The organism is Candidatus Hydrogenedentota bacterium (assembly GCA_019637335.1).
Taxonomy (GTDB): domain Bacteria; phylum Hydrogenedentota; class Hydrogenedentia; order Hydrogenedentales; family JAEUWI01; genus JAEUWI01.
In genome coordinates this window covers 38662-64400 of the sequence record JAHBVV010000013.1, presented here as the reverse complement: position 1 = coordinate 64400, position 25739 = coordinate 38662, and the positions used below count along the sequence as shown (strand labels likewise).

The following is a 25739-nucleotide window of genomic DNA, read 5'->3' as shown; positions in this document are numbered from 1 at the left end:
GCGTGATATGAAAGAACCGGTACACAAGCCCAAATACCCCTATGCGTGGGGCGTGGTCATGGCGGCCATCGCCGGGCTCTACTTCTATCTCACCACCACCGGGAACAAGTTTCCCGAACCCGGACCCAACCTCGAGTACGATATCACCGCGCTACTCGCGGTCGATCAGGTCGATACCCGTTTCGCCGAGACCGGCGAAATCACACCGGCAGTCGAAATGCCCCGCGCCCTCAAAACCGATGCCTCGGGCAACATCTATATCGGCGGCAAGGACGCCATCGCCGTCTACGACGCATCGGGAAAGGAAATCGAACGCATCCCCGTGGACGGCGCCGTGACCTGCCTCGACTTCACACCCGACGGGCGCCTCCTGGCCGGCCTCGACGATCGCGTGGCGCTCATCGGAACCGACCGAAAGATTGAGGCCGTCTGGGGCGATTTCACCGCGCGCTCCCTCATTACCGCCATCGCGGCGGGCGAAGACGAGATCTTCCTGGCCGACGCCGCAAGCCGGTGCGTGCTCCGGATCGACTACAACGGAACCGTGCTCAATCGCATCGGCGAGACCGACGAGGCGCGCGACGTTCCGGGCCTCGAAGTGCCCAGCCCCTACTTCGACCTGGCGTTCGACAGCGACGGGCACCTCTGGGTTGTCAATCCCGGCAAGCTCGGCCTCGAGCGCTACCGCAGCAACGGGGATATCGTGACCTCCTGGTACCGCGCGGATGTGACCCGGCTCGACAGCTTCTCGGGCTGCTGCAACCCCGTCCAAATCGCGTTCAACAGCGAGGGCCGCCTGGTAACCGGCGAAAAGGGCCCCGTGCGGGTCAAGATTTTCGAAGTGACTTCCGGCGAATTCGAGGAGTTGGTCGTCGGCTCCAGCGCGTTCCAGCTCCCCCAGGGCATCGGCGACCTGGCCGTTGACCCCGACGACCGGATCCTCGTGCTCGATCCGAAGAAAAACAGCGTCCGCATTTTCGAGGCGAACGAAACGAAGATGGCGGCGAAGCCCAACACGCAGTGAACCGGGGATCGCTCCCGCGCCACAACCGGCGCGCGGCCGCCCCGAGGAGGTGAGATCGATGACTCAGGATATGAACCGGCAAGAGTTCCTGAACAGTCTCGTGCGCAGGGGCGCAATGCTGGGCATGGGCGGCGTGGCGCTGGCCGCGGTCCATGGCTCCCGAAGCCCCGAGGAATGTTTTGAGACCACCACGCTCTGTAATGAGTGCTGGGCCAACCATAGCTGTTCCCTGCCGGAGAAAGGGCTGGATCCCGATGAGCGAGCGAAAAAAAATCGACCGGCGTGATTTCATGCGCTTTACCGGCGCGGCGGCGTTCACCGGTGCGACCTGGATGGCCGTGGGCGAGAAGGCCGAGGCGAAGTACTGGCAGCTCGACCCGGCCAAGTGCACGCAGTGCGGCCAGTGCACCACCCACTGCGTCCTGAACCCCAGCGCGGTCAAATGCCTCAACCAGTTCGATATCTGCGGCTACTGCGACCTGTGCTTCGGCTACCTCCAGCCGGGATCGCGCGATCTCGACTCGGGCGCGGAAAACCAGCTCTGCCCCACCGCCGCGATCGAGCGGAAATACATCGAGGCCCCGTACTACGAGTACAAGATCCACGAAGACAAGTGCATTGGCTGCGCCAAGTGCGTTAAAGCCTGCCTCATTTTCGGCAACGGATCCTTCTACCTGCAAATCCGGCAGGACATCTGCATCAACTGCAACGAATGTTCGATCGCGAAATCCTGCCCCTCCGATTGCTTCAGCGAAGTTCCCCAGTCCCAGCCCTATATGTTCCTGACCGGCGACACCTACCTCGCCCACCCACCGGCACTGTCATGAGAACCCCAGTTGCACCCATCGCGGCCGCCGCCGCATTCCTCGTAAGCACGGCACACGCTATCGAGCTCAAGTTCGCGCCGCCGGACTTCGAGACCGAGTACGCCATGCCGTACCTCTTCATACCGCCCCCGGACGGGCGCAATACCTGGTGGGAAGCGCTCATTCTGTTCGGCGCGCTCTCCCTCACCACCTGGCTCGTGTTCAAGGCCCGATCGCGGCGCGGCCTCTTCGGGGTCAGTGTGTTTTCCCTGCTCTTCTTCGGATTTTACCGCCAGGGCTGCATATGCCCCGTCGGCTCGACGCAAAACGTCGCCGCCGCCATTTTCCTGCCCGATGTGGCGGTTTCCTGGATCATTGTCGCTTTCTTCGTATTGCCCCTGCTCTTCTCCCTGTTCTTCGGCCGCGTGTTCTGCGCCTCCGTCTGCCCGCTCGGGGCCATGCAGGAGCTCGTGGCCATTGCCCCCATCCGGATTTCACCGGCCCTGGAGCGCGTCCTGGGCCTGGGCAAGTACATCTACCTCGGCCTCGCGATTCTCGGCGTCGCCACCGGCGCCGGCTTCCTGATTTGCCGCTACGACCCCTTCGTGCGCCTCTACCGGCTGAACGACAACTTCGGCATGCTCATCGCCGCCGCACTGATCCTCCTGATCGGCGTTTTCATCGCACGGCCCTACTGCCGGTTCCTCTGCCCCTACGGCGTGCTGCTGGGCTGGATGTCCCGCTTCTCCAAGTTCCACCTCCAGATCCCCCCCTCCCCGTGCGTGGAATGCCGCCTCTGCGAGGATTCCTGCCCCTACAACGCCATCGACATGCCCACGCCGCGCCACCTCGTGGAAGACCCCGCGCAGGGCAAGAAACGCATCCGCGGGCTCGTCTTTCTCGCCCCGGTGTTCATCCTGCTCGGGGCCCTCGGCGGGTACATGATGTATGAGCCCCTTTCGCGCATGCACCCCACCGTAAGCCTCAGCGAGCGCATTGCGCTCGAGGATCGTGGTATTATCACCGAGCGCGGCAACTTGCAAGCAGATACCTTCCGCGTCGAAGGGAAGACGGCGGCGCAACTCCATGCGGAGTCGCTGGCGATAAAGGAACAGTTCAAGACGGGCGGCGCGCTCCTGGGCGCGTTCCTGGCCCTGATCATCAGCATCAAGCTGATCGAACTGTCGGTCATCAAGAAACGTACGATCTTCGAACCGCATAAGGAAACCTGCTTCAGCTGCGGGCGTTGTTATCCGTATTGCCCAGTTGAAGAAGGAGCGTAGTTTTTCCGAATGCTTGAAAAAAGGGAGTTTGACAAGAGCGACTTCCTCTGGCGTCTCTCTAGTACAATTACAATCGTTGCGGGCCTCTTTTCCCTGCTGGTGTTTATCCTGATCATCGTCAATTACTGGATGATCAAGCGCGCCGACCCGGTCAACCACGAATTGTTGACCTACCTGCGCGTGGAGTACGCAAACGCCCCGGAGAAGGACGAGGCCCTGGCCCAGCGAATCCGCGATCTGGACCTGATCACCCGGAAGGCGTTTTTCACAAGCCAGACGCACCTGCGCATCGGCGCCTGGGTGCTTCTGGGCAGTGTCTCCATCTTCCTGATCGCGTTCAAGAACATGATGCGCTGGCGCCCCCAATTGCCCGAACTGGCGGACGTGCCGACGGCCGACAAGGAGTTCCTGGCCTACGCGCAATCGCGCCATTTGATTACCTGGGCCGGCATCGGCCTGCTGGCGGGAGGCATGATGACCTCATACTTCAGCGAGACCGCGCTCACAGCCGAGCTGCTCGCGCAACCGGCCGCCGCGGAAGGCGGCGCGGAGAGCGCCGCGGGCGCGGGCCAGGCCGCCGCCGCCGTCACCGCGCCGGCGTGGGACGAAATGCTCGTCAACTGGCCCAGCTTCCGCGGGCCCGGCGCCAACGGCGTCGCCCACTTCACCACCGCCCCCGTCTCCTGGGATGTGGAGAGCGGCGAGGGCGTCCGCTGGTCCGCCGATCTCACTATGCCGGGCCACAACTCGCCCGTCATCTGGGGCAACCGCCTCTACATCTCCAGCGCCGACGAAACCGTGCGCGAGGTCGCATGTTACGATACCGAAACCGGCGATCTCGTTTGGAAAAAAACCATCAACGCATTGCCGACCTCGCCGCGAGAGGCCCCCGACGTCATGGAGGACACCGGACACGCCGCCTCCACCATGGCCGCCCATGGCGATCTCGTCTTCGCGCTATTCGCAAACGGCGACCTCGTCGCGCTCGACCAGGAAGGCAACCAGCGCTGGGGCCGGAGCTTCGGCATCCCCGACAACCACTACGGCCACTCCTCCTCCCTCCTCGCCTACGGAGACATCCTTTACGTCCAGTACGACCAGGCCGTGGAACCAAAACTCCATGGCGTGAATATCAGCACCGGAAAAGATGCCTGGGTCGCCGAACGCAACAAGATTTCCTGGGCCTCGCCCATCCTCGCCCAGACAACCTTTGGCCCCCAGGTGATCCTCGCTTCGGAACAGGACGCCGACGGCTACGACCCGGTTACCGGCAACCTGCTCTGGTCCGTCAAGTGCCTCGGCGGCGAGGTCTCCCCCTCGCCCGCCTACGCCAACGGCATGGTCTTCGTCGCCAACGAATACGCGGTCGCCTCCGGCGTTACCCTGGAAGGCGCCGAAGGCGCCGTCACCGCCACGGTCTCCTGGGAATTCAACGAGCTGCTTCCCGAAGTCTCCAGCCCCGTCGGCGACGGCGATCGCTTCTACTTCGGCACCGCCATCGGAGACATCGTCTGCCTGGACGCGAAGACCGGGGAAACCCTGTGGGTGGAGGAAGTGGAAGACGGCTTTTACGCATCCCCGATCCTCGTGGGCGACCGCATCTATATCGCCGACCTGAAGGGGAATATGTACGTCTTCCGCACCGGAAGCGCGTATGAGGAGCTGGCACGGTTCAGCCTCGGCGAGCCCGCGTTTGCGACGCCCGCCTTTATGGATAACCGGGTGTATCTGCGAACCCCGGAAAAACTTTACTGTATCGAGGCGCCATGACACAGGCAACGGTAGACCTGACCCGAATCGACGCAATTGTCGAAAAAGCCGGACACGGCCCGGAAGCGGTGATCCCGATCCTCCAGGCGATCCAGTCGGAATACCGCTACCTCCCGGGCGATGCGCTCCAGCGCGTCTGTGATTTGACCGACATCACCCCCGCCTCCATCGAGGGCGTCGCCTCCTTCTACTCGCAGTTCCGCCGCGACCCGGTCGGCGAACACGTCATCAGCCTGTGCGATGGCACCGCCTGCCACGTCAAGGGTTCCGAGGACGTGCACGAGGCAATGGCGGAGCACCTCAACCTCAAAAAGGGCGAAGACACCGACGCCGACGGCAAGTACACCATCCAGAAAGTGGCCTGTATCGGCTGCTGCTCCCTGGCCCCCGCCATGCAGGTCGATGGCGTCACCTACGCCAACGTCGCCCCCGATTCCGTCAAGGCCACCATGCGCGACTTCGAGCAGCGCGAGGGCCGGAAAGGCGATCGGCACAACGAGATTAAACGCGAGGTGGTCGAAAACGGGGCCGAAATCCGTATCGGGCTCGACTCGTGCTGCGTCGCCGGCGGCACCGACCGCATCGATGCCGCGGTCGAAGAGGCCCTCGCGTCCATCCACTCCACCGTGCCGGTAAAACACGTGAGTTGCGTGCACATGTGCCACCAGGTCCCGGTACTCGAAATTGTCGAGGGGGACAAGCCGCCCGCCATGTACCTCCGGGTTACCGTGGACGATGTGCCCACCATTATCTCGCGCCACTTCGCCCCGAAGAATCCCATCGCGCGCCTGCGTTCCGCCGCGCTCCGCTGGGCCGACAATCTCTATGTGGATGCCGACACCAGCGAGGACGCCGTGAAGCGGCACGACGGCGTGGTGCGCGACCCGCAGGTCACCGCCTTCCTGGGCAACCAGCTGCACATCGCCACCGAGCACCACGGCGAGATCGACCCGCACAACCTCGACGAATACTTGAAGAAGGGCGGCTTCGCCGCGCTGGAGCGCTGCCTCTTCGGGCGAATCACCGGCGATATTCTCCTGGCGCGCCACCAGGGCAAGTCCCTGCGCGACCTCCCCCGGAGCGATCAGGCCTGGACGCCACAGCGCATTATCGACGAGATCCTCGAAAGCGGCCTGCGCGGCCGCGGCGGCGCCGGTTTCCCCACGGGGCGCAAATGGCAGTTCGTCCACGACGCCCCGGCCCCCACCGGCAAGAAATATATCATCTGCAACGGTGACGAGGGCGATCCGGGCGCCTTCATGGACCGCATGATCCTCGAGTCCTACGCCTTCCGCGTGATCGAGGGCATGATCATCAGCGCCCTGGCGGTCGGCTCGGATGAAGGCATCCTCTACATCCGCGCGGAGTACCCCCTCGCCACAAAACAGATGCGCCGCGCGATCAACGACTGCATGGAAGCCGGCATCCTCGGCGACAATTTCCTCGGCTCCGGCAAGAACCTGCACCTGCGCGTGAAGGAAGGCGCCGGCGCCTTTGTCTGCGGCGAGGAAACCGCCCTGATCGCCTCCCTCGAAGGGAAGCGCGGCATGCCCACGATGCGCCCGCCCTTCCCGGCGACCTGCGGGCTCTACGGCTGCCCCACCCTCATTAACAACACCGAAACCCTCGCCGTCGTGCCCTGGATCGTCCGCAAAGGCGCGCAGGAGTTCGCGAAACTCGGCACCGAAAAGAGCAAGGGCACCAAGGTGTTCTCCCTGGCCGGGAAAATCCGCAACGGCGGCCTCATCGAGGTGCCCATGGGCATCACCATCCGCCAGATTGTCGAAGACATCGGCGGCGGCATCGCCGATGGCCGGAAATTCAAGGCCATGCTCGTCGGCGGCCCCTCCGGCGGCTGCATTCCCGAATCCCTGGCCGACACCCCCGTGGACTACGAAGCCCTCGTCGAGGTCGGCGCCATGATGGGCTCCGGCGGCATGGTCGTCCTGGACGACTCCGACTGTATCGTGGAAATGGCCCGCTATTTCCTCTCATTCACCCAGGACGAATCCTGCGGCAAGTGCTCCCCCTGCCGCATCGGCACCATGCGCCTGAAAGAAATGCTCACGCGCCTGTGCAACGGCCAGGGCAAGGCCCAGGACCTGGAGCTCATGGAGCAGCTCGGCAAGGTCGTGAAGAGCCAGAGCCTCTGCGGACTCGGCAAGACCGCCCCGAACCCCGTCCTCACCGCCCTCATGTACTTCCGCGACGAGTTCGAGGCGCACGTGAACGGGAAATGCCCCGCCGGCAAGTGCAAGCCCCTCATCGACTACTGGGTCGAGGACAACTGCATCGGCTGCACCAAGTGCGCGCAGGTTTGCCCGGTCGACTGTATCGACGGCGGCCCCTACAAGATGCACCACATTGACTTGAGTATATGCACCCGCTGCGATTACTGCCTGGTGGCCTGCCCGGTGGACGCAATTAAGGCCGGGTCAAGAGGCTGACAGGAGCTATCCATGCCAACCGTGACCATCAACAACCAGGCGATCGAGGTCGAACAGGGCCAGACCCTGCTCCAGGCCGCGCGGCAACTCGGGATCGAAATCCCCACGCTGTGCTACTGGGAAGGCGTCCGCCCCATGAACTCGTGCATGCTCTGCACGGTGCGCAACACCAAGACCGGCCAGCTCCACTCCTCCTGCTCCACGCTCGCCCAGGACGGCATGGAAATCGAAACCGACACTGGCGATGTCTGCGAGGCGCGTAAGGAAGTGCTCGAACTCATCCTGAGCGAGCACATCGGCGATTGCGAAGCCCCCTGCGCGCACACCTGCCCCGCTTCGATGAATATCCCCGTCATGATGCGCCAGATCTACGAAGGCGAATTCGACGAAGCGGCGTATACGATCCACAACGGGCTGGTCATCCCCTGGACGCTCGGCTACGTCTGCCCCGCCCCCTGCGAGAACCCCTGCCGCCGCAAAAGCTACGACGAGACCATGAAAATCCGCATGCTCCACCGGAACGTCGCGGAAAAATCGCTCCAGGAGAACCCCGAACTCCTCGAATGCCCGCCCGATTCCGGCAAAAAAGTCGCCATCGTGGGCGCGGGCGCCACCGGTATGGCCGCCGCCTGGGTCCTGCGCAAACGCGGCCACGCCGTCACCATGTACGAGAAAGACGAGAAGGCCGGCGGCAAGCTGCGCGACTGGGACGATGACAAGCTCCCGAAACACGTGCTGGACACGGAGATCGCCTTCATTACGCGGATGGGTATCGACTTCCGCTACAACACCCGCGTCGACGAGGAGATGCTGGAGGCGCTCAAGGAGGATTACGACGCCGTGATCCTCGCCTGCACCAGCCTGGGCAAGGCCGCCGGCAAGGTCTTCCTGGCGAAGGAACACAAGCTCACCGTCATGGCCGTGGGCAACGGCAAGACCACCGCCGCCTGGGTCGACCGCTACATGACCAGCGTCGACCCCCAGCCGGAAAAGGAGCTCTTCGAATCGCGCATCGGCAAAATGGTGAAGGCGGAGATGGAGGACATGCGCGATCACAACGAAAACAAGGAGGCCATGCTGGTCAAGCCAATCCTGGAAGAAGAGCCGCTGGGCGATTCCAGAAAGGAAGCCGGCCGCTGCCTCCACTGCGACTGCCGCAAGCGCGTCACCTGCACGCTCCGCAAGTGGTCGCACGAATACGGCGCGGAGCAGCGAAAATACAACACCACCGAGACCAAGGATGTCCGCTTCGTCGGCCTCGGCGGCGATGTCTACCTGGAGCCAGGCAAATGCATCCGCTGCGGCCTCTGCGTCGAAATAGCGCGCATGCACGGCGAGGAAATCGGCCTCGCCTTCAGCGGGCGCGGCTTCGAAATGGAGATCAAGGTCCCCTTCGAGCGCTCGCTCGACGAGGGCCTGCGCAAGTCCGCCGCCGAATGCGTCGCGGCCTGCCCCACGGCGGCCATCGCCTTCCGGGACAAGGAAGACATCGAGAACTGCCACACCACGGTCTGGATCGAACTCTAGACCGCTCCCCCGCTGCGCCTCGAACCCTTTCTGAAACCAGGAGTACCCATCCCATGGCCCGTCTATGCGCTGTCCCCGCCCTGATCGTTCTGGCCGCCGCCGCAAACGCCGCCGATGCGCCCCAGTTCCGCGGCCCCGATCGTACCGGCCATTTCGAGGACACTGGCCTGCTGAAGGCCTGGCCCGAAGGCGGCCCGGCGCTGCATTGGGAAGTGGACTTCATCGGCATGGGTTACGCCTCGCCAACCGTGGTCGGAGACACCATCTACGTGCCCGGCATGCTGGAAGGGGACCAGGGCGTTCTCTTCGCCCTGAACCTCGATGGAAGCGAGAAGTGGCGGCTCCCCTACGGCCTCGAGAGCGACGACTCCCAGGCCCCCGGCGCACGCTCCACCCTTACCGTGGAGGGCGACGCGGGCTACCTCATCTCCGGGCCGGGCGTGGTCTACCGCTTCGACCTGAAAACGCCCGCGATCACCTGGCGGGTGGACCTCATGGACCGCTTCAACGGCACACAGATCCAGTGGGACATCGCCGAGTCACCCCTCGTGGACGAACGCTATGTCTACTGCGCGCCCGGCGGCCCCGATGCCGGCCTCGCGGCCCTCGACAAGCACACCGGCGAAACCGCCTGGACCAGCAAGGGCTTCAGCGATCCCTCCGCCTACTGTTCGCCCGACATCATCGTGCACAACGGGCGCCGCATCCTCGTCAGCATGTCCGCGAAGGGCCTGGTGGGCGCAAACCCCGACACGGGCGAGGTGCTCTGGACGCGCGACCACCCCGATCGCTGGGACATCCATGCCAATACCCCCGTCTACGAAAACGGAATCCTCTTCTTCGTCGCCGGCAGCCAGATGGGCGGCGTCGCGCTGCGCCTCTCGGAAGACGGCTCGGAAATCACCCCGATCTGGACCGACACCGAGATGGACACGCTGCACGGCGGCGTGGTCCTGAAAGACGGCTACATCTACGGAACCTCCCACCGCTCCGGCCGCGAGATCTTCTGCTTCAACCTGGAGACAGGCGAGATCATGTGGCGCTCGCCGGACGTCGCGGAAAGCGCAATCGTCTACGCCGACGGCATGCTCTACGCCTACGAAGGCCCCGCCAAAGGCATCGTGAACCTCGTCCGGGCCACCCCGGAAAAGTTCGAGCGAACCGGCCACTTCAAGGTGGAAAAAGGCGACGCAAAGCACTGGGCGCACCCCGTGATCGCCGATGGACGCCTCTACATCCGCCGCGGCGAATACCTCTGGTCCTACGACATCGCCGCAAAGTAAACCCGGGGACACAGACATACCCGCCACCGCGCACACTCAACCCGTCCGCAAAAAGTAGGATGGCCGTCCCGGCTGTCCAATGCGCCGAAGCCGCAAAGGATCGCGGACATTCGTGTCCGCGGCAACGTGAGCCCATCTCCAAAAGTTCCCCTGCCCCCCACCAAAACCACCTCGAAAGGAAAGTGGCACAGGTCCATGACGCGCCGGAGGCGGGCGTCCCGCCTGTGTACTGCGCCGAAGGCGCACAAGGCCCGCGAACATTCCGGTCCGCAAAAAGCAGGATAGCCGTCCGGCTGTCCACCGCGCCGAAGGCGCAACAGGGCCCCAGACATTCCCCCCGGCGCCCTACCAAAGACCCAGGGAATACCGCAGCGTGAAATAGAATCCCAGCCCGATGAAAACGGCCCCGGCAATCCGGCGCATCCACCGGTCCACCCCCCGCACGCGGCCCGCGAAACGCTGAAGCACGTTCGCAGCGAGCCCCGCAACGAGCACAATGCCGAGCACCGGCGCCGAGACCCCCGCCGCGTAGGCCAGCGGCAGCGCCACGCTCGACTCGTGCGACAGCGCCAGCGGGATGAGCCCCCCGAAGAACAGCGCGGCGGACGTCGGGCAGAACGCAATGGCGAATAGAAAGCCCAGGAGCACCGCCGTCGCGAAGCCGCCCCGTTTCCCCTGACGCTGTGCGAAGGCGCGAAGGCGGCCCGTGCCGAGATCGGCCCAGATCAATTCGATTAGAAACAGGCCCGCCACAATCAAGATCGGCCCCAGCACGCGAAACATGTACCGCTGAAGCCAGTACGAAACCGGCTCGATCGTCACCAGGCTCCAGATTACCGCGCCCGAGAGCAGCAGAAACGCCGCCGCCTGTCCCAGGGTGTACCCCGCGCCCGCCAGCAGGAGCAGACGAGGCCGATCAATGCGCCGCGCGATAAACGTGATCGCCGCGACGTTCGTCGCGAAGAGACAGGGGCTGATGGCCGTCATGATCCCGAGCAAGAAACACGGCCCGGCCGCCGCCAGTATCCCGCTCATTCCAGCGCCTCGGGATCGTCCAGAAAGCGCCTCACTTCGCGCTGGATATACGCCTGAAACGCTTCCTTGTCGTACACCAGCTCCCAGATGCGGCTGAGGCTCTCGTGGCGCACCGGATCCCCGTTCACCTGCCGAACCAGCACCACCGACTTCGTGTAGAGCCGGAACTCGCGAATATAGTGGGCGTTGGACGGATCATTCAGGTCGCGCCGGCGCCATTCGATGCGGCCGGACGCCAGCGCGTCCGCAAAATGCCGCTCCAGCGTCTCCCGGGTGTAGGATTCCAGGTAAAGGCACGTGGTGCAGTCCTTGCCCATGTCCATGTAGTAGACGATGAGATCCGGGGGCGCGGCCGGGTCCGCCGCGCCCGGGGACACCCCAACCGTTCGCGCGCCCCGCCCCGATTCCCCCGCCGGCCCACCGGCAATCACGTAGGCCAGACTTCCCGCCGCGAAAGCCAATAGCGCGCCCGCCGTTATTCGCTTGAGGAGAATCACTGGTACCGCCAATCCGGCCGCGGGGCCCCCGCCCGCACGCCCGGTCTGTTATTCCTGCTCTTACTTATTGGCGATGCAATACAGCGCGTCCGACGTGCGAGCGAAAAGCCTGTCGCCGGAAATCGCGATCGTGGCCTTGCACTCCCTCCCGCCGAGCATGTTCCGGGAAAGCACCTTGAATTCGTCGCCAATCGCCAGCGTAATCACTTGACCCTCCTCCGTCATACAGTACATCTTCCCGTCCGCGGCCACCGGCGACGCCCACACGCGGCTGTAGTTTTCGTTACTCAAGTCCCCGGTCCACAGCAGCTCGCCCGTCTTCGGGTCCAGGCAGAACAGGAGCCCGCGCACGCCGTTCAGCAGGTAAACCCGCCCGCCGTAATAGACCGGACACGGAACGTCCGTCGTCTTCTCGTCGAAGATCCACTTCGAATCCTTGTAGGCGATCGTCTTGCCTTCTTCCGGCAGGATCGCGAACGCGGCCTGGCCCCGCGGCTGCACCCCGATCACCAGCTCGTCCGCCGCCATCGGCGAGGGGATCAGCCGCCACATCCGGCCCATGTCCGGGTTGTGGTTCTGGCGCCAGAGTTCCTTGCCCGTCGCCGCGTCGTGCGCAATCACATAATTTGCGCCCTGGGTCAGAATCGCCGAAACGCCGCCATGCTCGTAGGGCATCGGGCTCGCGTAGGAATCCATCGCCTCGTCGCGCCCGTCGCTATTGCGGTGGGTCCGCCAGATCACCTCGCCGTTCGCCGGGTTCATGCAGATCACGTACGAGTCCTCGTCCGTGAAATCGTCGAGCTGCGCGCGATCCCACTGGCCGCGGATGATCATAATGTAAAGGTTCCCTTTGAACAACAGCGGCGTGGAGCTGTACCCGAATTGCGGGCTGATCGGGCCGTATTCCTTTTCCAGGCTCTTCGTCCACTTCACGTTGCCATCCAGATCACACGCGATCAGGTCGCCCGTGCCGAACATGAAGTACACGTGCGTGCCGTCGGAAACCGGCGAGGGGGACGCCAGCGTGTTCCGCCGCGGCTGCTCAACGCCCCGCACAAATTCCTTCTGCCACAGCACCTCGCCCGTGTCCCGGCTCAGGCACAGGCCGGAGAGTGTGGTCAGATCCGCGCTGTTGGAGGTGCAGAATATCCGGTCTCCGATAACGATGGGAGACGCGGAGCTTTGCCCCGGCATCGGGGTCTTCCAAACGATATTCTGCTGGTTCCACTGCCCCGGCAGGCCCGAGGCCTCCGCCGTTCCGTTGTGGTTGGGGCCGCGCCAATGCGGCCAGTCCTCGGCGCCCGCGCAGAGACCCGCGGCAATCGCCAACAAAGAGCACAATCCAGTCCGGTAGAGCGTTGAATACAGCATGAAGAATTCCTTTACCCGAATGGGGCTTGGTTTCCGCCCGTGTTTGGCGGACCCGGTTGGCGGCCCTGCTACCGGGCGCCCTATAATGACGCCAGAAGAGGCGGCGGAACACCCAAGCGACATACTGTGCCCGCAGCCTGAATACAACTCTAAAGGAACCGCGCCCGCGCCTGCAACATACCGCCAGCGCCCAAACGCCGCGGAATGTGCCGCAAGAACCCAAACGTCCGAGCGCGGCGCGGGAAATAAGGACACCGCCACGACATGAAGATTGTGTATATCGTTCCCGGCACCGGCGGCACCTTCTATTGCCAGAATTGCATGCGCGACATCGAGCTCGTGCGGGAACTGCGCCGGCAGGGCCACGAAGTGCTGATGGTGCCGGTCTATTTGCCGGTCCTGGTGGATTCGGACGAGTTGAGCAAGGGCGTGCCAGTATTCTTCGGCGGGATCAACTGCTATCTCCAGCAGAAATTCGCCCTCTTCCGGAAAACGCCGCGCTGGCTGGACAAGCTCTTCGACACCGCCTGGCTCCTGAAAGGCGCCGCGAAAAAAGAGGGCACAACGGAAGCCGCCGGCCTCGGCCCCATGACCCTTTCCATGCTCCAGGGCCCCGAGGGCAACCAGAAAAAAGAACTCGACCGGATGATCGCCTGGCTCGCCGATCAGGAGCGGCCCGATGTCGTCCACCTGTCCAACGCGCTGCTGCTCGGCATGGCGGGCGCCATCAAGAGCCGCCTGAATGTGCCGCTCCTGTGCAGCCTGCAGGACGAAAAGCCCTGGCTCGACGCGATCGATGATCCCTATAACCGGCTCTGCTGGGAGGCCATGGGCCAGCGCGCCGGCGACATCGACGCCTTTGTGGCCGTCAGCCGCTGGTATGCCGACGAAATGATGGCGCGCGTTGAACTCCCGCCGGAGAAGGTACACATCATCCACCTGGGCATCCAGTGCGATGACGTCCCGCAGGCCCCCATGACGCTCGAACCGCCCGTGATCGGCTACCTCTCGAAAATGACCGAGTCTCTCGGCCTGGGCACGCTCGTGGACGCCTTCATCGAGCTGAAACAACACCCGCGCCTCAAGAAACTGAAGCTCCGCGCGACCGGCGGCCAAGTGGGCGCGGACGTGACCTACGTCAAGTACCTGAAACGCAAACTTCACAAACACGGATTCGACGAAGACGCCGAATTCCTCGATGAGTTCGACGTGGAACACCGCCGCGCCTTCATACAATCGCTGTCGGCCATGTGCGTGCCAAACGCCGAGGGCGAGGCGTTCGGTCTCTTCATCATCGAGGCGTTGGCCGCCGGCGTGCCCGTCGTGCAGCCGCGCGCCGGAGCCTATCCCGAGATCGTCGAGGCGGCGGGCGGCGGCGTGCTCTACGAGGGCGGCGCACACGCGCTCGCGGCGGCGCTGGAGGGGCTGCTGCTCGATGCGGATCGGGCCCGCGCGCTCGGCCACCAGGGCCGGGAAGGCGTTGCCCGCAGTTTCTCCACCCGGCGCATGGCGGCGGACATGATCGCCCTGTATTCAAAGGTGACCCAAGGATGAAAGACAAACTGATTTCGATGGCGCCGTTTTTCGTCATCATGTTGATTGTGCTGCTCTGGGGCTTCTTCCAGGGCTGGTTCGCTCCCGTGGAGGCCCCCTCCCAACCGCCCGCAAGCGATTCCGTGGCCTCCAGCGACATGCCCCCGGCGGGCGCGCCCGATCCCGCGCCAGCGGAAGATCCCGAACCGCCAGCCGCGCAACAAGCTGCGCCGCCACAGCCGGTCGCCCTCCCCCCGGACGAGGGCCCCGATCGCGCCGCCGCGACCTGGTCCACCTATCACGGCGACGCCAACCTGGCCGGCCTCTCGAACGCGGAACTGCCCGACGCCCCCGCGCGCCTGTGGCGCTTCCAGACAAGCACGCCCATATTGCAGGGCCCTGTCGCATCGGAGTCACTGCTCCATTTCGCAACCAGCCGGGGCGAGGTGGTCGCGGTCGACTTCACCGGCAAGAAAGTCTGGTCAAAGCAACTCACGCGCCCCGCGATCAATGAAAACGCCGAGCAACCCGCGCGCATCGACGCGCCCGTCTCCTGCTTCGAATCCACCGTGTTCGTGGGCACGATGGCCGGCGTCGTGTACGCCTTTGACGCCGCTTCCGGCGACATCAAGTGGAAGCGCGACATCGAGAGCGCCATTCTCGGGGCGATCACCTACCAGCCCGCTTCCGAAGCCCTTCCCGAAGCGCGGGTCTATGTCGTCGGACAGGATGACGGCGCCCTGCACTGCCTCGCCCTCGCGGACGGGACCCCGCTCTGGAGAAGCGAGCCCATCGACCGATGTGATGGGTCCCCCGCCGCGGGTGACGGGATCATCGCCTTTGGAAGTTGCGCTTCCGCGCTGCACACCATCAGCGCGGCCGACGGATCCATCCTGAAGAACATGGCCGTCGGCGACGACTCCCAGGTCGCCGGCGGCGTGGCCATACGCGGCAATTCCGTTTTCTCCGGAAGCCACAGCGGAAGATTCATCCACGCCGACCTCGCCTCGGGCGAAATCGTCTGGACCAACGACGACACCCGCGCCGAAGTCTTCACCACACCCGCCGTAAGCCCGGATCGCGTCGTCTACGGCAGCATGGACGAGTTCGTGTATTGCCTCGACCGCGCAACCGGCGAGCAGCGCTGGAAATTTGACGCCAAGGGCCTGCCGACCTCCCCGGTCATCGCCCGCGACAAAGTGATTTTCGGCGCGGACGGCGTGCTCTACATGCTCGCGCTGGCGAGCGGCGAACTGCTCTGGTCCTACGAGGTCAGCGACGAAATCACCGCGCCTTCCATCATCAACAATAAGATTGTCGTGGGCGGTAAGGATGGATCCCTGTCGGCATTCGGCGCCCCGGGCGCCTGACACGCTGAAACCGCATCCAGGACCCCACACCATGACGAGAGGCTACAGACCGTGACCGATACCGCCCCCCTGATCGAACTGCGGGATATCAGCAAGACCTACGACCCGGCGGACCCCACCACCGCCGTATTGCAGGGCGCCAATCTGACCGTCACGACCGGTGAAACGGTCGCCATCGTGGGCCCTTCCGGCTGCGGCAAGAGCACCCTGCTGAACCTGGCGGGACTCCTCGACACGCCCACCAGCGGCGCGATCCTCTTTCGCGGCGACCGCCTCGACGGATTCGACGAGGCCCGGCGCGCCGCCTTCCGGAACAGCGCCATCGGCTTCGTGTTTCAGCACCACCACCTCCTCCCGCAGTGCACCGCGCTGGAAAACGTGCTCGTGCCAACCCTCGTCCAGCGCGACGCCGGCGACGTGGCGGATCGCGCCGCAAAGCTGCTGGAACGGGTTGGCCTGGCCGATCGGATGCATGCCCGGCCCGGCCAGCTCTCCGGCGGCGAACGGCAGCGGGTCGCCGTCGTGCGCGCGCTCATCAACCGGCCCGCCCTGCTCCTCGCCGACGAGCCCACCGGATCGCTCAGCCAGGAGGGCGCGGAGGCCCTCACGGATCTCATGCTCGAATTGAACGCGGAAGAAGGCATGGCGCTCATCGTGGTGACCCATGCCCCCGACGTCGCCCGGAAAATGGCGCGGATCTACGCCCTCGCCGGCGGCGCGCTGCGCGATGAGGCCGCCTGATGCTGCGCCTCGTCCTCGACAGCCTCCGCCACTACGCGCGCATGCACGCCGGCGTGCTCGCCGGGGTCACGCTCGCCGCCGCCGTCCTCACCGGTTCGTTGCTCGTCGGCGATTCCGTGGACTACTCCCTGCGCCGCTTCGCCGAGCTCCGGCTGGGCGGTATCGAACACGCCATCGCCACCCGCGGCCAGTATTTCGCCGATCGCCTCGCCCCGGCCATCGAATCGGAGGCCGGCGTAATGACCGCCCCGGCGCTCCACCTCCGCGGCATGGCCATCTACCAGGGCGAAACCGCTGACGAGCGCCAACAGATCAACCGGGTCGAAGTCCTCGGCGTGGACACACGATTCTGGGCGCTCGCCGCCGGCGCCGATCGCGCGCTCGGCCCCAACGAAACCGCGCTCGGCGCCAAGCTCGCCGAAGCCCTCGGCGTCGAGGCCGGCGACGAAGTCGATTTGCGGGTGGAAAAGCCCTCCCTGCTCCCGCGCGACGCCGGCCTTTCGGCCCGCGACGAGGATCGCTCCGTCCGCCGCGTGTACACGGTTGCCGCGGTCCTTTCCGACGAGGAGATAGGCCGCTACAGCCTCTCCGCGACGCAGGTCGCGCCTTACAACGCCTTTGTGGACCTGGCCTCGCTGCAGGGCTACATCGACTTGCCGGGTCGCGCAAACGTCCTCTTCGCCGCGGCGGGATCCGATACCGCCGCGCTCGAAAGCGCCCTGGCAACCGTCTGGACCCCGGAGGATCTCGGCCTCCGCTTCTCGGAGCATCCCGGCGGCATCGTGCAATTGGAGGCGGACCGGGTCTTCCTGCCCGAAGAGGCCGCCCGAGCCGCCCGCGGCTTCGAAGGGGCCCGGGGCACGCTCACCTACCTCGTCAACAGCCTCGAAACCGGCGGGCGCGCAACCCCCTACTCCTTCGTCGTGGCCGGCCCAGCCCCGGAAGACATGCGCGACGACGAGTTACTCATCAACCAGTGGCTCGCGGATGAGATCGGCGCGAAACCCGGCAATCCCATCACCATGGCCTACTCCGCGCTGTTGCCGAACAACGACTTCGAGGAGCGCACCCGCGATTTCGTCGTTCGCGCCATCCTCCCCATGGACGAGGTCGCCATCGAACGGGACCTGGCCCCCGAATTTCCCGGCCTGACCGATGTCGACAGTTGCGCGGACTGGGATATCGGCCTCCCGATGGAGGACGAGAAGCTCGCGGACGAGGCCAACGAGGAATACTGGGACGCCTACCGCCAGACCCCGAAGGCCATCGTCACCCTGGCCGCCGGTCAGGCCATGTGGGGCAATCGCTTCGGCGATCTGACCGCCGTGCGTTACACGGGCGGCGCGGATGTCGCCGAACGCGCGAAGGAACATCTCCGCGCCGAGATGGACCCGGCCTACGCCGGCATGGTCTTTATCCCCGTGAAGGAACAGGCCCTCGCCGCCGTCGATCAGGCCATGGACTTCGGCGGCCTCTTCATCGGCATGAGCTTCTTCCTCATCGCCGCCGCGCTGCTCCTCACCGGCCTCCTCTTCGTCTTCGGCATCCAGCACCGCATGGCCCAGATCGGCATGCTGCTCGCCGTCGGATTCCGCCACGCGCAGGTCCGCCGCCTCTACCTGGCCGAGGGCGCGGCGGTGGCGCTTGCGGGCGCCCTGCTCGGCGCGGTACTCGCCACGTTCTACACGCGCGGCCTGCTCTACGGCCTCGCCAACTACTGGCAGGGCGCGCTCGCGAACGCCTCAATTCAGTACCACGCCACCGGCTCAAGCCTAACCCTGGGCGCCGCCATCAGCTTCGCCTGCGCGCTCGCCACCATGTTCGCCGCGCTCCGCAAACACATGAAGCGGCCCGCCCGGGAGCTCCTCACCATCGACTTCTCCCAATCCCTCGTCGCGTCCGGGGCAGGGCGCGCGCCGCGCCTGACGTTCTATCTCGGGATCGCCGGTTGCGCGATCGCGATCCTGGTTATGCTCTTTCCGCTACTCTTCTCCGCCCACAACGCCGCGCTCATCGGCTTCGGCGCCGGCACGATCCTCCTGCTCTCCGCCTTCGGCCTCTGCCGCTATGCACTCCTCGCCCTGGTCCGCGATCGTGCCACAAGCCGGCTGACCCTGCCCGCGCTCGCCCTCCAGAACGTGGCCCGGCGGCGGGGACGCAGCCTGGCCACGGTCGCGCTGCTCGGCGGCGGCGCCTTCCTCGTCTTCGCCGTCTCCGCGATGCATGAAGACCTCTACGCCACCGCCCACCTGCGCTCTTCGGGAACCGGCGGCTTCGCGCTCCTCGCCGAGTCCACCTTTCCCCTGCTCGAAACGCCGGAACGCCTGAAGAACGACCCGGATATCGACGTCGCATCGCTGAAAGTGCGCGATGGCGACGACGCCAGCTGCCTCAACCTGAACCACGCGCAGCGCCCCGGGATCCTCGGCGTAAACGTGGCCGAGTTCGCGGCGCGCAAGGCCTTTGCTCCCGAAGACGAAGCCGAAGAACTCTGGAACCGCCTCAACACGCCGCTCGCGGACGGCGCCATCCCCGCGCTCGCGGGCGACGCGAACACCGCCATGTGGACCCTCAAGAAAACCGCGCACCCGGAGAAGGGCGACTACCTCGTCTACCAGGACGAAGCGGGACAGGAGGTCCGCGTGAAGCTCGTGGGCGCGCTGCCGATGCGCCTGAGCGTATTCCAGGGCAAGATTCTCATGAGCGACGAAAACTTCACGCGCCTCTTCCCCGCGGAGGATGGTTTCCGGATGTTTCTCATCGACGCGCCGGGCGATCGGCTGGAGACACTGACCCAGGAGCTAAACCGAGGCTTTGACCGCTTCGGGCTGGACTCCATCCCCCCCGTGGAACGCATCCAGGAATTCTACGCCGTGGAGACCACCTACCTCGCCATGTTCCTCGTGCTCGGCGGCCTCGGCCTCGCCATCGGCAGCGCGGGCATGGGCGTGGTCGTGCTGCGTAACCTGCTGGAGCGGCGCGGCGAACTCGCCATGCTCGGCGCGCTCGGATTCCGCCACGCGGCCATCGTCCGCCTGCTCTACCTGGAGTACGGTTTCCTCCTTGCGGCGGGACTCGGCGCGGGCCTGCTCGCCGCCTCGCTCGCCGTGATCCCCGCCATACTCGCCACCAACAGCCCCGTCAACGCCGCCACGCAGATCAACCTGGCCCTGCTCGTCTTCGCGCTGTCCGGCGGATGCACCGCGGCGGCCATCCTGCTCGGCTACCGGCGCGAACGCTTCGACGCGCTGCGTGGTGAGTGAAGGCGGCAATGAAATTGCAGTCAGCGCGGGTCTCCATGATACGATACCGTCCACGCATCGCGGCACGCCCCGGCGCACGCCGGCCCACGAAGGAATTCTCGACTTGAAACGCGCAAATATGGCCCGGCTTATCGACCACACCATGCTCCGGGCGTACGCCACCGAGGTGGACATCCGCGAACTCTGCGAGGAAGCCCTCCAGTACAAGTTCGCCACCGTAACCGTCAATCCCGCGTGGACCTCGTTCTGCGCCAAAAAACTGGCGGGCAGCGCGGTCGGCGTTAACGCCTGCATCGCCTTCCCCCTCGGCGCGAGCACCGCGCAGATGAAGGTGGAAGAGGCGCGCGACGCCGTCCGCAACGGCGCCACCGAAATCGACATGGTGATCAACATCGGCGCCCTGAAGTCGGGTTATCCCAGCTACGTCGAACGCGAGATCGCCGCCGTCGTCAAGGCCATTTCCGGCACGCCCGTCAAGGTCATTCTCGAGTGTAGCTACCTCACCCGCGACGAGAAGATCGCCGTCTGCGAGATGAGCCGCCGCGCCGGCGCCGCCTACGTCAAAACCGCCACCGGCTTCGGCAGCGGAGGGGCCACCGCCGAGGACGTGCACCTCATGAAGACCGCCGTCGGCGACGCGCTCGGCGTCAAGGCCGCCGGCGGTATACGCACCTTCGGCGATGCCATGACCATGCTGCGCGCCGGCGCCTCGCGCATCGGCACCAGCGCGGGCATCGAGATACTCGAAGACATCCCGGAGTAGCGGGCGGCGTTCGCGCCACAAGGGAGGATCGGGCCATTGGACAGGGCGCTGGCTGGCAAACGCGTGCTCGTGCTCGGCGGGCTGGGCTTCATCGGAAGCAACCTGGCCATCCGCTGCGCGGACCGCGGCGCGGAGGTCACGGTCTACGACTCGCTCCTCGACCACGGCGGGGGTAACCCGCACAACCTCGACGGTTCCCGCGACCGCATCCGCGTCATCCACAACGACATCCGCGACTACAACCTGATCAACCGCGCCGTCCGCGATCAGGATCTCGTCTTCCACTGCGCGGGCCACACCTCGCACAGCTACTCGCTGCAGGATCCCTTCCTCGACATCAACATCAACTGCAAGGGATCGATGAACGTTCTCGAATCCATCCGAAGGGACAATCCCGGCGCGCGCGTGGTCTATATCGGCACCAGCACGCAGTGTGGCGCGATGCGGGTCAGCCCGATTGATGAACTGCACCCCGAGTTCCCGCTGGACATCTACTCGGCCAACAAGAGCGTCGCCGAGAAGTACCACCTGATCTACCACCACGTCCACGGCGTGCGCGCGACCGTCGTGCGCCTGGCGAACATCTACGGTCCGCGCGCCAATATTCGCAGCAGCGACGCCGGCGTGCTCAACTTCTTCATCGGCCTGGCCCTCCAGGGGAAAAACCTCACCCTCTACGGCGAAGGCGCGCAGCGGCGCAACGTCCTCTATGTGGAGGACTGCGTGGAGGCCCTCATCGAAGTCGCCCTGGCCCCCGAGACCGCCGGCGAAGTCTACTTCGCCGCCGGCGACGACGAATACGCCATCGCCGATTTCGCCGAGAAGGTCGTCGCCGTCACCGGGCGCGGATCCGTCGTGCGCGTCCCCTGGCCCGACGACTGGAAGGCCATGGACGTCGGCGACGTGTCCATCTCCAGCGCGCGCATCCGCGAAGCCATCGGCTGGAGCCCCCGCGTACCGCTCGAAGAAGGCCTCGCCCGCACCCGCGACTACTACGCCGCCAACCTCAACGCCTACCTCGGCGAACGCTAGGTCGCGGAGCTGGGGAGACCTGAGCAGTGAAGCGTGACTGACGCGTTCCATGGTGCGCCAACGTGGGCTGAAAGTCCGCCGTAGGCGGATCAGGCATCTTGCCTGACACGGCGGCAGCCCAGGATCCCAATGCCCCTGCCTCCTGCCAATGCCACAGACGCATTTCGCGGTCCAGGATCGCGGGCATACCCGCAGCGGCGCAACCCCAATCCTCCAACATCGCGACAATCCCCTGTGCCACGCGATGGCGCCCCGGCGCCTTCGTGTGCCGGGAGCAACGATCACCAAAATTCCGCCAACAATCCCTCAAACGAGCGGCGCAACAGGAGGTTAGGCATCCCTGCCTGACACAACAAACGCTACAAGTCAATACAGCCGACACATTCGCCGGCAAAGTGGCGCGGCGCCATGGATACAAACCCCACGGCTGCTTTCTTTCCCGCGCTCACCTTGCGTCGGGCAAGATGCCCAACCTCCTTCGGCCGGGGCCGCGCAGACGAAATTCACGGCGAGTAATTTCAGGCCCAACGAGCCTCGCCGGATCCGGGGCGTGCCTTGCGTCAGCCTGGAAGGCTGACCCAATTTGGCCGCCCATGTAGAGACTGGAGTTATCTTCATTCGCCAGACACTAATCGGCGGTCCAAGTACGCCAAAATCGGATGAACCAGAAACCTGACCGCCGCCCGCAGCTATTCCGAATGCATTCGTGTGCATTGGTGTTCATTCGTGGTTAAAAAAAGCGCGCCGTCACTCAACCACCTTATCCATCTGCGTACAATAAATCACCCTATGCGCTCTTTGCGTTCTCTGCGGTTAAAGCGCTTCGCATTTCTTCTTCGCGACCTTCGCGCCCTTCGTGGTGATCCCCTTTTCGGTTGCGGCCAGCGGCTGCCACGTCCTGCATTCCCCACCCCCGCAACCCCCTCAATCCCCCGTCACCGTAACCACCACGGTCCGCCGCCGCGGCTTGATATCGCACTCCAGGTGAAAGATCTGCTGCCACGTCCCCAGCACCAGCGCTCCTCCGCGCACCGGAACCGTCAGATCCGGGCCCAGCAACGTCGCCTGCAAGTGCGAATGACCGTTCCCATCATGCCACGCCTTCTCGTGCCCGTAATGCGTTCCCGGGGGAAACAGGCGCCCCAGTTCGTGCGGCAGGTCGTGCGCCAGCCCCGGCTCAAACTCGATGGTCCCGATGGCCGCCGTGCTGCCCACATTAAACACGTGCGCCGTGCCCGTCTGGATGCCCGAAGCCCGCACGATCCGCGCGACCTCCGCCGTGATGTCGTGCATTTCTCCCTCGCGCCGCGTTTCCAGCGCGATATCGTCCTGGTGCGTCATGCCAATCCTTTCCGCCGCCCCCCGCCCGGCATGATACAATAGCGGGAAGAGGGAATGCAGCGCCGCCAGGCAGCCGGCGGACCACGCCGCCGAGGAGGCCACCATGACAAACGCCATGCTCGGATTGAAGGAATTGCTCGAAAACCACACGAGCACGGCCCCGCCCGCGCTCGCGATCCCCGAAAAGGACGGCGCCATACGCTGCGTCGCCTGCGGCCACCGCTGCCTCATCCGCCCCGGACGCGCCGGCGTCTGCAAGGTCCGCTTCAACCAGGGCGGCGCCCTCCACGTCCCCTGGGGCTACGTCGCCGGACTCCAGGTCGACCCCATCGAGAAAAAGCCCTTCTACCACGCCTTCCCGGGGCGCGACGCCCTCTCCTTCGGCATGCTCGGCTGCGACCTCCACTGCGCCTACTGCCAGAACTGGGTCACCAGCCAGGCCCTCCGCGACGAGGCCGCCGTGGCCATGCCCCGCTTCGTCACCCCCAAGCAACTCGTCGCGCGCGCCGTCCAGGAAGAGGCGCCGGTCATCGTCAGCACCTACAACGAACCCCTCATCACCGCCGACTGGGCGGCCGCCGTATTCGAGGAGGCGCACAAGGCCGAAATCGTCTGCGGCTTCGTCAGCAACGGCAACGCCACCCCCGAAGTCATCGAATTCCTCCAGCCCTGGGTCTCCCTCTACAAAGTCGACCTCAAGAGCTTCCAGGACCGCTCCTACCGCCAGCTCGGCTGCAAGCTCCAGACCGTCCTCGACACCATCGGACGCCTCCACACCCTCGGCTTCTGGGTCGAAATTGTCACCCTCGTTATCCCCGAATTCAACGACACCGACGAAGAGCTCGGCGACATCGCCCGTTTCCTCGCCGGCATCTCCCCCGACATCCCCTGGCACATCACCGCCTTCCACCCCGACTACAAGATGAACGACACCGGGCGCACCCCCGCCGAAACCCTCAAACGCGCCTGGGAAATCGGGCGCGAAGCCGGACTCAACTTCGTTTACCCCGGCAACCTCCCCGGCCAGTTCGGCGATCGCGAACACACCGCCTGCCCCGGCTGCGGCGAAATCCTCATCCGCCGCCACGGCTTCTACGTCGTCCAGAACCGCATGGCCGGACGCAACTGCCCCCGCTGCCAGCGCGATATCCCCGGCGTCTGGGAAGGCAACCCGCCCCTCGAAAGCACCGGAACCGGCGCCCCCCGCGCCCTGCACATCTGACAAAAGCCCCCACCCCCTTCGGGTGTGCCACGGCCAAGCGGCCCTGTCCGCCGCAGGCGGATTGACCGTGCCCTGTAGCATCCAGCCTAAAGCCTCCAGTCTAAAGCCTAAAGCCAACTGTCAACTGTCGATCTCGTTCCCACGGTCCCCCGTGGGAATGCATCCCGTTCCGCTCCTCGGAACACCCCAACAAGAACCATTCAGCATTCCGGCCCTGAAACCTCCAAAAAAAATTCAGTATTGCAATTCCCCGAAATCCGTGCCAGACTACCCAAGTACGGCAGTTGACGATTGCAAACTCAAGGTGAGGGAGTACTGCGATGAACAACCCGAGTACCCGATCCCGCCGAATCCCCGCCTTTGCCGCGATTCTCCTGGCCACCCTTCTCACGGCGGCCGCCAGGGCGCAATCGAATACAGATCTGGATCTCCTGAGATCGGTCATTGCACAGTGTGACGCAGCCCTGGACCGAACGGACCCCATGTATGTGGAGTTTACCTGGCGCAAAACATCCGGGGCCGCGCCCGATTCAACGGCCGTCAAAGACGCCCCCGACAACGCCATGATCTCCGAGGGGCACACCCGACTCTGGCGCCGGGGCGATTCCTACCATCAGGATCTGGACCTGAAGCACGTCTGGCGGGGAACCGGACGCACCAGTGATGTCAGTTGTATCGTGGTCGCAAACGACCGCTACCTGGCGATGTTCTGGAAGCGGCCCAAGTTCCTGCACATCTACCGCTATGACAGCCGGCAGGACCTATACATCCCCGTCGAGACCTTCCTCCCGATGTTTCCCAATCCCGACATACTCCAATTTGGCTTTAGCGTGGGCTCACTGCGTGTCAGCGAAGCCTATGAAATCCAAAATAAGTATGACCCCCCTATGTATAACTGGACCATAACAACTCAGGAAGCCGGCGCATCAACGCAATATCTGATCCGATCGGACCGCATCCGCGGAAAACGCACGGGACCCTGGTATGAATTCGTCGTGGATGCGTCTCGCGGCTACCTGGTGACGGAGTTCCGGGGATTTTCCCAATCTCATGAAACCACAACTGAACTACAGCAACTCCCGGGTGGACAGTGGTTCCCGAAATCCGGACGGATTTCCCGCTTTGCCAATACCGAAAATGCCGAGTTCACCGTCAACGCGGTGCGCCTCGGCGAGGAAATACCGGAGTCGCGCTTCACCATAGAGGCTATGGCCTTCGAAAAGGAAGAAACGCAACTGACCGACTTTTCCCCCGGCGGGCGGGAGCGCACGGAGAAAGCGTATTGGGCCGGAGAGTGGGTCCCTCTTGATAAGCTCCCTTCCGATGCGCGGATTGAGTTTGAAAAAGCGCGCGAGGAACTCATGCGGGGCGCAACCGATAGCTTCGGTCATGAGCCTTCGGCACTTCCTCCATTTCCTTGAATTCGGATCG

General features: G+C 64.7%; 20 protein-coding genes. 16 read left to right on the top strand and 4 right to left on the bottom strand.

The features are described from left to right. Positions 1-7 precede the first annotated feature (7 nt). From KF886_14970 to KF886_14935, 8 genes are read left to right on the top strand one after another with little or no spacing between them, the layout of a single operon-like run. The gene (locus KF886_14970; protein MBX3178660.1) at positions 8-1024 is read left to right on the top strand and encodes a hypothetical protein; all 1017 of its coding nucleotides are present in this window, start codon (positions 8-10) and stop codon (positions 1022-1024) included. Between the two features lie 58 nt (positions 1025-1082). Next, complete coding sequence (locus KF886_14965; protein ID MBX3178659.1) at positions 1083-1310, top strand: hypothetical protein; 228 nt, start codon at positions 1083-1085, stop codon at positions 1308-1310. Next, on the top strand, positions 1279-1851 hold the full coding sequence (locus tag KF886_14960) for a ferredoxin (protein MBX3178658.1): 573 nt from the start codon (positions 1279-1281) through the stop codon (positions 1849-1851). Before KF886_14965 ends, KF886_14960 begins: the two co-directional genes overlap by 32 nt. Next, positions 1848-3113 (top strand): 4Fe-4S binding protein, encoded by a 1266-nt coding sequence (locus tag KF886_14955; GenBank protein MBX3178657.1) that lies wholly within the window; start codon positions 1848-1850, stop codon positions 3111-3113. Before KF886_14960 ends, KF886_14955 begins: the two co-directional genes overlap by 4 nt. Positions 3114-3122: 9 nt before the next feature. Then, positions 3123-4883, top strand: a complete 1761-nt coding sequence (locus KF886_14950; protein MBX3178656.1) for a PQQ-like beta-propeller repeat protein — start codon at positions 3123-3125, stop codon at positions 4881-4883. Beyond that, positions 4880-7330 (top strand): NADH-quinone oxidoreductase subunit NuoE, encoded by a 2451-nt coding sequence (gene nuoE, locus KF886_14945; protein MBX3178655.1) that lies wholly within the window; start codon positions 4880-4882, stop codon positions 7328-7330. The genes KF886_14950 and nuoE overlap by 4 nt, the downstream gene beginning before the upstream one ends. Before the next feature lie 12 nt (positions 7331-7342). Further along, positions 7343-8857, top strand: coding sequence for a (2Fe-2S)-binding protein (locus KF886_14940; GenBank protein MBX3178654.1), 1515 nt, complete (start codon positions 7343-7345; stop codon positions 8855-8857). Positions 8858-8910: 53 nt separating this feature from the next. Beyond that, positions 8911-10140, top strand: coding sequence for a PQQ-like beta-propeller repeat protein (locus KF886_14935; GenBank protein ID MBX3178653.1), 1230 nt, complete (start codon positions 8911-8913; stop codon positions 10138-10140). A 345-nt stretch (positions 10141-10485) separates the two neighbouring features. Here KF886_14935 and KF886_14930 read toward each other — a convergent pair whose 3' ends face one another. Genes KF886_14930 through KF886_14920 form a run of 3 tightly spaced genes read right to left on the bottom strand, consistent with a single transcriptional unit; the run spans position 10486 to position 13043 of the window. Next, positions 10486-11175 (bottom strand): sulfite exporter TauE/SafE family protein, encoded by a 690-nt coding sequence (locus tag KF886_14930; protein ID MBX3178652.1) that lies wholly within the window; start codon positions 11173-11175, stop codon positions 10486-10488. Then, entirely contained in the window at positions 11172-11672 is a 501-nt protein-coding gene (locus KF886_14925; GenBank protein MBX3178651.1) for a hypothetical protein, read from the bottom strand. Before KF886_14925 ends, KF886_14930 begins: the two co-directional genes overlap by 4 nt. A gap of 60 nt (positions 11673-11732) precedes the next feature. Continuing rightward, positions 11733-13043 carry a PQQ-like beta-propeller repeat protein gene (locus KF886_14920; protein ID MBX3178650.1) on the bottom strand — a complete coding sequence of 437 codons (1311 nt, stop codon included), beginning with the start codon at positions 13041-13043 and terminating at the stop codon, positions 11733-11735. A gap of 264 nt (positions 13044-13307) precedes the next feature. Here KF886_14920 and KF886_14915 point away from each other — a divergent pair, with 264 nt between their 5' ends. From KF886_14915 to KF886_14890, 6 genes are all read left to right on the top strand, one after another. Further along, a complete protein-coding gene (locus KF886_14915) occupies positions 13308-14597 on the top strand; it encodes a glycosyltransferase family 4 protein (protein ID MBX3178649.1) in 1290 nt (429 codons plus the stop codon). Beyond that, the gene (locus KF886_14910) at positions 14594-15946 is read left to right on the top strand and encodes a PQQ-binding-like beta-propeller repeat protein (GenBank protein ID MBX3178648.1); all 1353 of its coding nucleotides are present in this window, start codon (positions 14594-14596) and stop codon (positions 15944-15946) included. Before KF886_14915 ends, KF886_14910 begins: the two co-directional genes overlap by 4 nt. Before the next feature lie 51 nt (positions 15947-15997). Next, positions 15998-16687 (top strand): ABC transporter ATP-binding protein, encoded by a 690-nt coding sequence (locus KF886_14905; protein ID MBX3178647.1) that lies wholly within the window; start codon positions 15998-16000, stop codon positions 16685-16687. After that, positions 16687-19950: an ABC transporter permease gene (locus KF886_14900; GenBank protein MBX3178646.1), complete on the top strand. Its 3264-nt coding sequence runs from the start codon at positions 16687-16689 to the stop codon at positions 19948-19950. Before KF886_14905 ends, KF886_14900 begins: the two co-directional genes overlap by 1 nt. A gap of 118 nt (positions 19951-20068) precedes the next feature. Then, positions 20069-20713: a deoxyribose-phosphate aldolase gene (gene deoC / locus KF886_14895; protein ID MBX3178645.1), complete on the top strand. Its 645-nt coding sequence runs from the start codon at positions 20069-20071 to the stop codon at positions 20711-20713. Positions 20714-20740: 27 nt separating this feature from the next. Beyond that, positions 20741-21745 carry an NAD-dependent epimerase/dehydratase family protein gene (locus KF886_14890; GenBank protein ID MBX3178644.1) on the top strand — a complete coding sequence of 335 codons (1005 nt, stop codon included), beginning with the start codon at positions 20741-20743 and terminating at the stop codon, positions 21743-21745. 924 nt (positions 21746-22669) lie between these two features. Here the strand turns inward: KF886_14890 and KF886_14885 are convergent. Next, positions 22670-23086 carry a secondary thiamine-phosphate synthase enzyme YjbQ gene (locus tag KF886_14885; protein ID MBX3178643.1) on the bottom strand — a complete coding sequence of 139 codons (417 nt, stop codon included), beginning with the start codon at positions 23084-23086 and terminating at the stop codon, positions 22670-22672. A gap of 115 nt (positions 23087-23201) precedes the next feature. Between KF886_14885 and amrS the strand changes: the two genes are divergently transcribed. After that, entirely contained in the window at positions 23202-24308 is a 1107-nt protein-coding gene (gene amrS, locus KF886_14880; GenBank protein MBX3178642.1) for an AmmeMemoRadiSam system radical SAM enzyme, read from the top strand. A gap of 320 nt (positions 24309-24628) precedes the next feature. Beyond that, positions 24629-25729, top strand: coding sequence for a hypothetical protein (locus KF886_14875; protein MBX3178641.1), 1101 nt, complete (start codon positions 24629-24631; stop codon positions 25727-25729). Positions 25730-25739 lie beyond the last annotated feature (10 nt).

Excerpts from the sequence above, each read along its gene's own strand:
- KF886_14970 (MBX3178660.1), top strand. The coding sequence starts at position 8 with ATGAAAGAACCGGTACACAAGCCCAAATACCCCTATGCGTGGGGCGTG.
- KF886_14965 (MBX3178659.1), top strand. The coding sequence starts at position 1,083 with ATGACTCAGGATATGAACCGGCAAGAGTTCCTGAACAGTCTCGTGCGC.
- KF886_14960 (MBX3178658.1), top strand. The coding sequence starts at position 1,279 with ATGAGCGAGCGAAAAAAAATCGACCGGCGTGATTTCATGCGCTTTACC.
- KF886_14955 (MBX3178657.1), top strand. The coding sequence starts at position 1,848 with ATGAGAACCCCAGTTGCACCCATCGCGGCCGCCGCCGCATTCCTCGTA.
- KF886_14950 (MBX3178656.1), top strand. The coding sequence starts at position 3,123 with ATGCTTGAAAAAAGGGAGTTTGACAAGAGCGACTTCCTCTGGCGTCTC.
- nuoE (MBX3178655.1), top strand. The coding sequence starts at position 4,880 with ATGACACAGGCAACGGTAGACCTGACCCGAATCGACGCAATTGTCGAA.
- KF886_14940 (MBX3178654.1), top strand. The coding sequence starts at position 7,343 with ATGCCAACCGTGACCATCAACAACCAGGCGATCGAGGTCGAACAGGGC.
- KF886_14935 (MBX3178653.1), top strand. The coding sequence starts at position 8,911 with ATGGCCCGTCTATGCGCTGTCCCCGCCCTGATCGTTCTGGCCGCCGCC.
- KF886_14930 (MBX3178652.1), bottom strand. The coding sequence starts at position 11,175 with ATGAGCGGGATACTGGCGGCGGCCGGGCCGTGTTTCTTGCTCGGGATC.
- KF886_14920 (MBX3178650.1), bottom strand. The coding sequence starts at position 13,043 with ATGCTGTATTCAACGCTCTACCGGACTGGATTGTGCTCTTTGTTGGCG.
- KF886_14915 (MBX3178649.1), top strand. The coding sequence starts at position 13,308 with ATGAAGATTGTGTATATCGTTCCCGGCACCGGCGGCACCTTCTATTGC.
- KF886_14910 (MBX3178648.1), top strand. The coding sequence starts at position 14,594 with ATGAAAGACAAACTGATTTCGATGGCGCCGTTTTTCGTCATCATGTTG.
- KF886_14900 (MBX3178646.1), top strand. The coding sequence starts at position 16,687 with ATGCTGCGCCTCGTCCTCGACAGCCTCCGCCACTACGCGCGCATGCAC.
- deoC (MBX3178645.1), top strand. The coding sequence starts at position 20,069 with ATGGCCCGGCTTATCGACCACACCATGCTCCGGGCGTACGCCACCGAG.
- KF886_14885 (MBX3178643.1), bottom strand. The coding sequence starts at position 23,086 with ATGACGCACCAGGACGATATCGCGCTGGAAACGCGGCGCGAGGGAGAA.
- amrS (MBX3178642.1), top strand. The coding sequence starts at position 23,202 with ATGCTCGGATTGAAGGAATTGCTCGAAAACCACACGAGCACGGCCCCG.
- KF886_14875 (MBX3178641.1), top strand. The coding sequence starts at position 24,629 with ATGAACAACCCGAGTACCCGATCCCGCCGAATCCCCGCCTTTGCCGCG.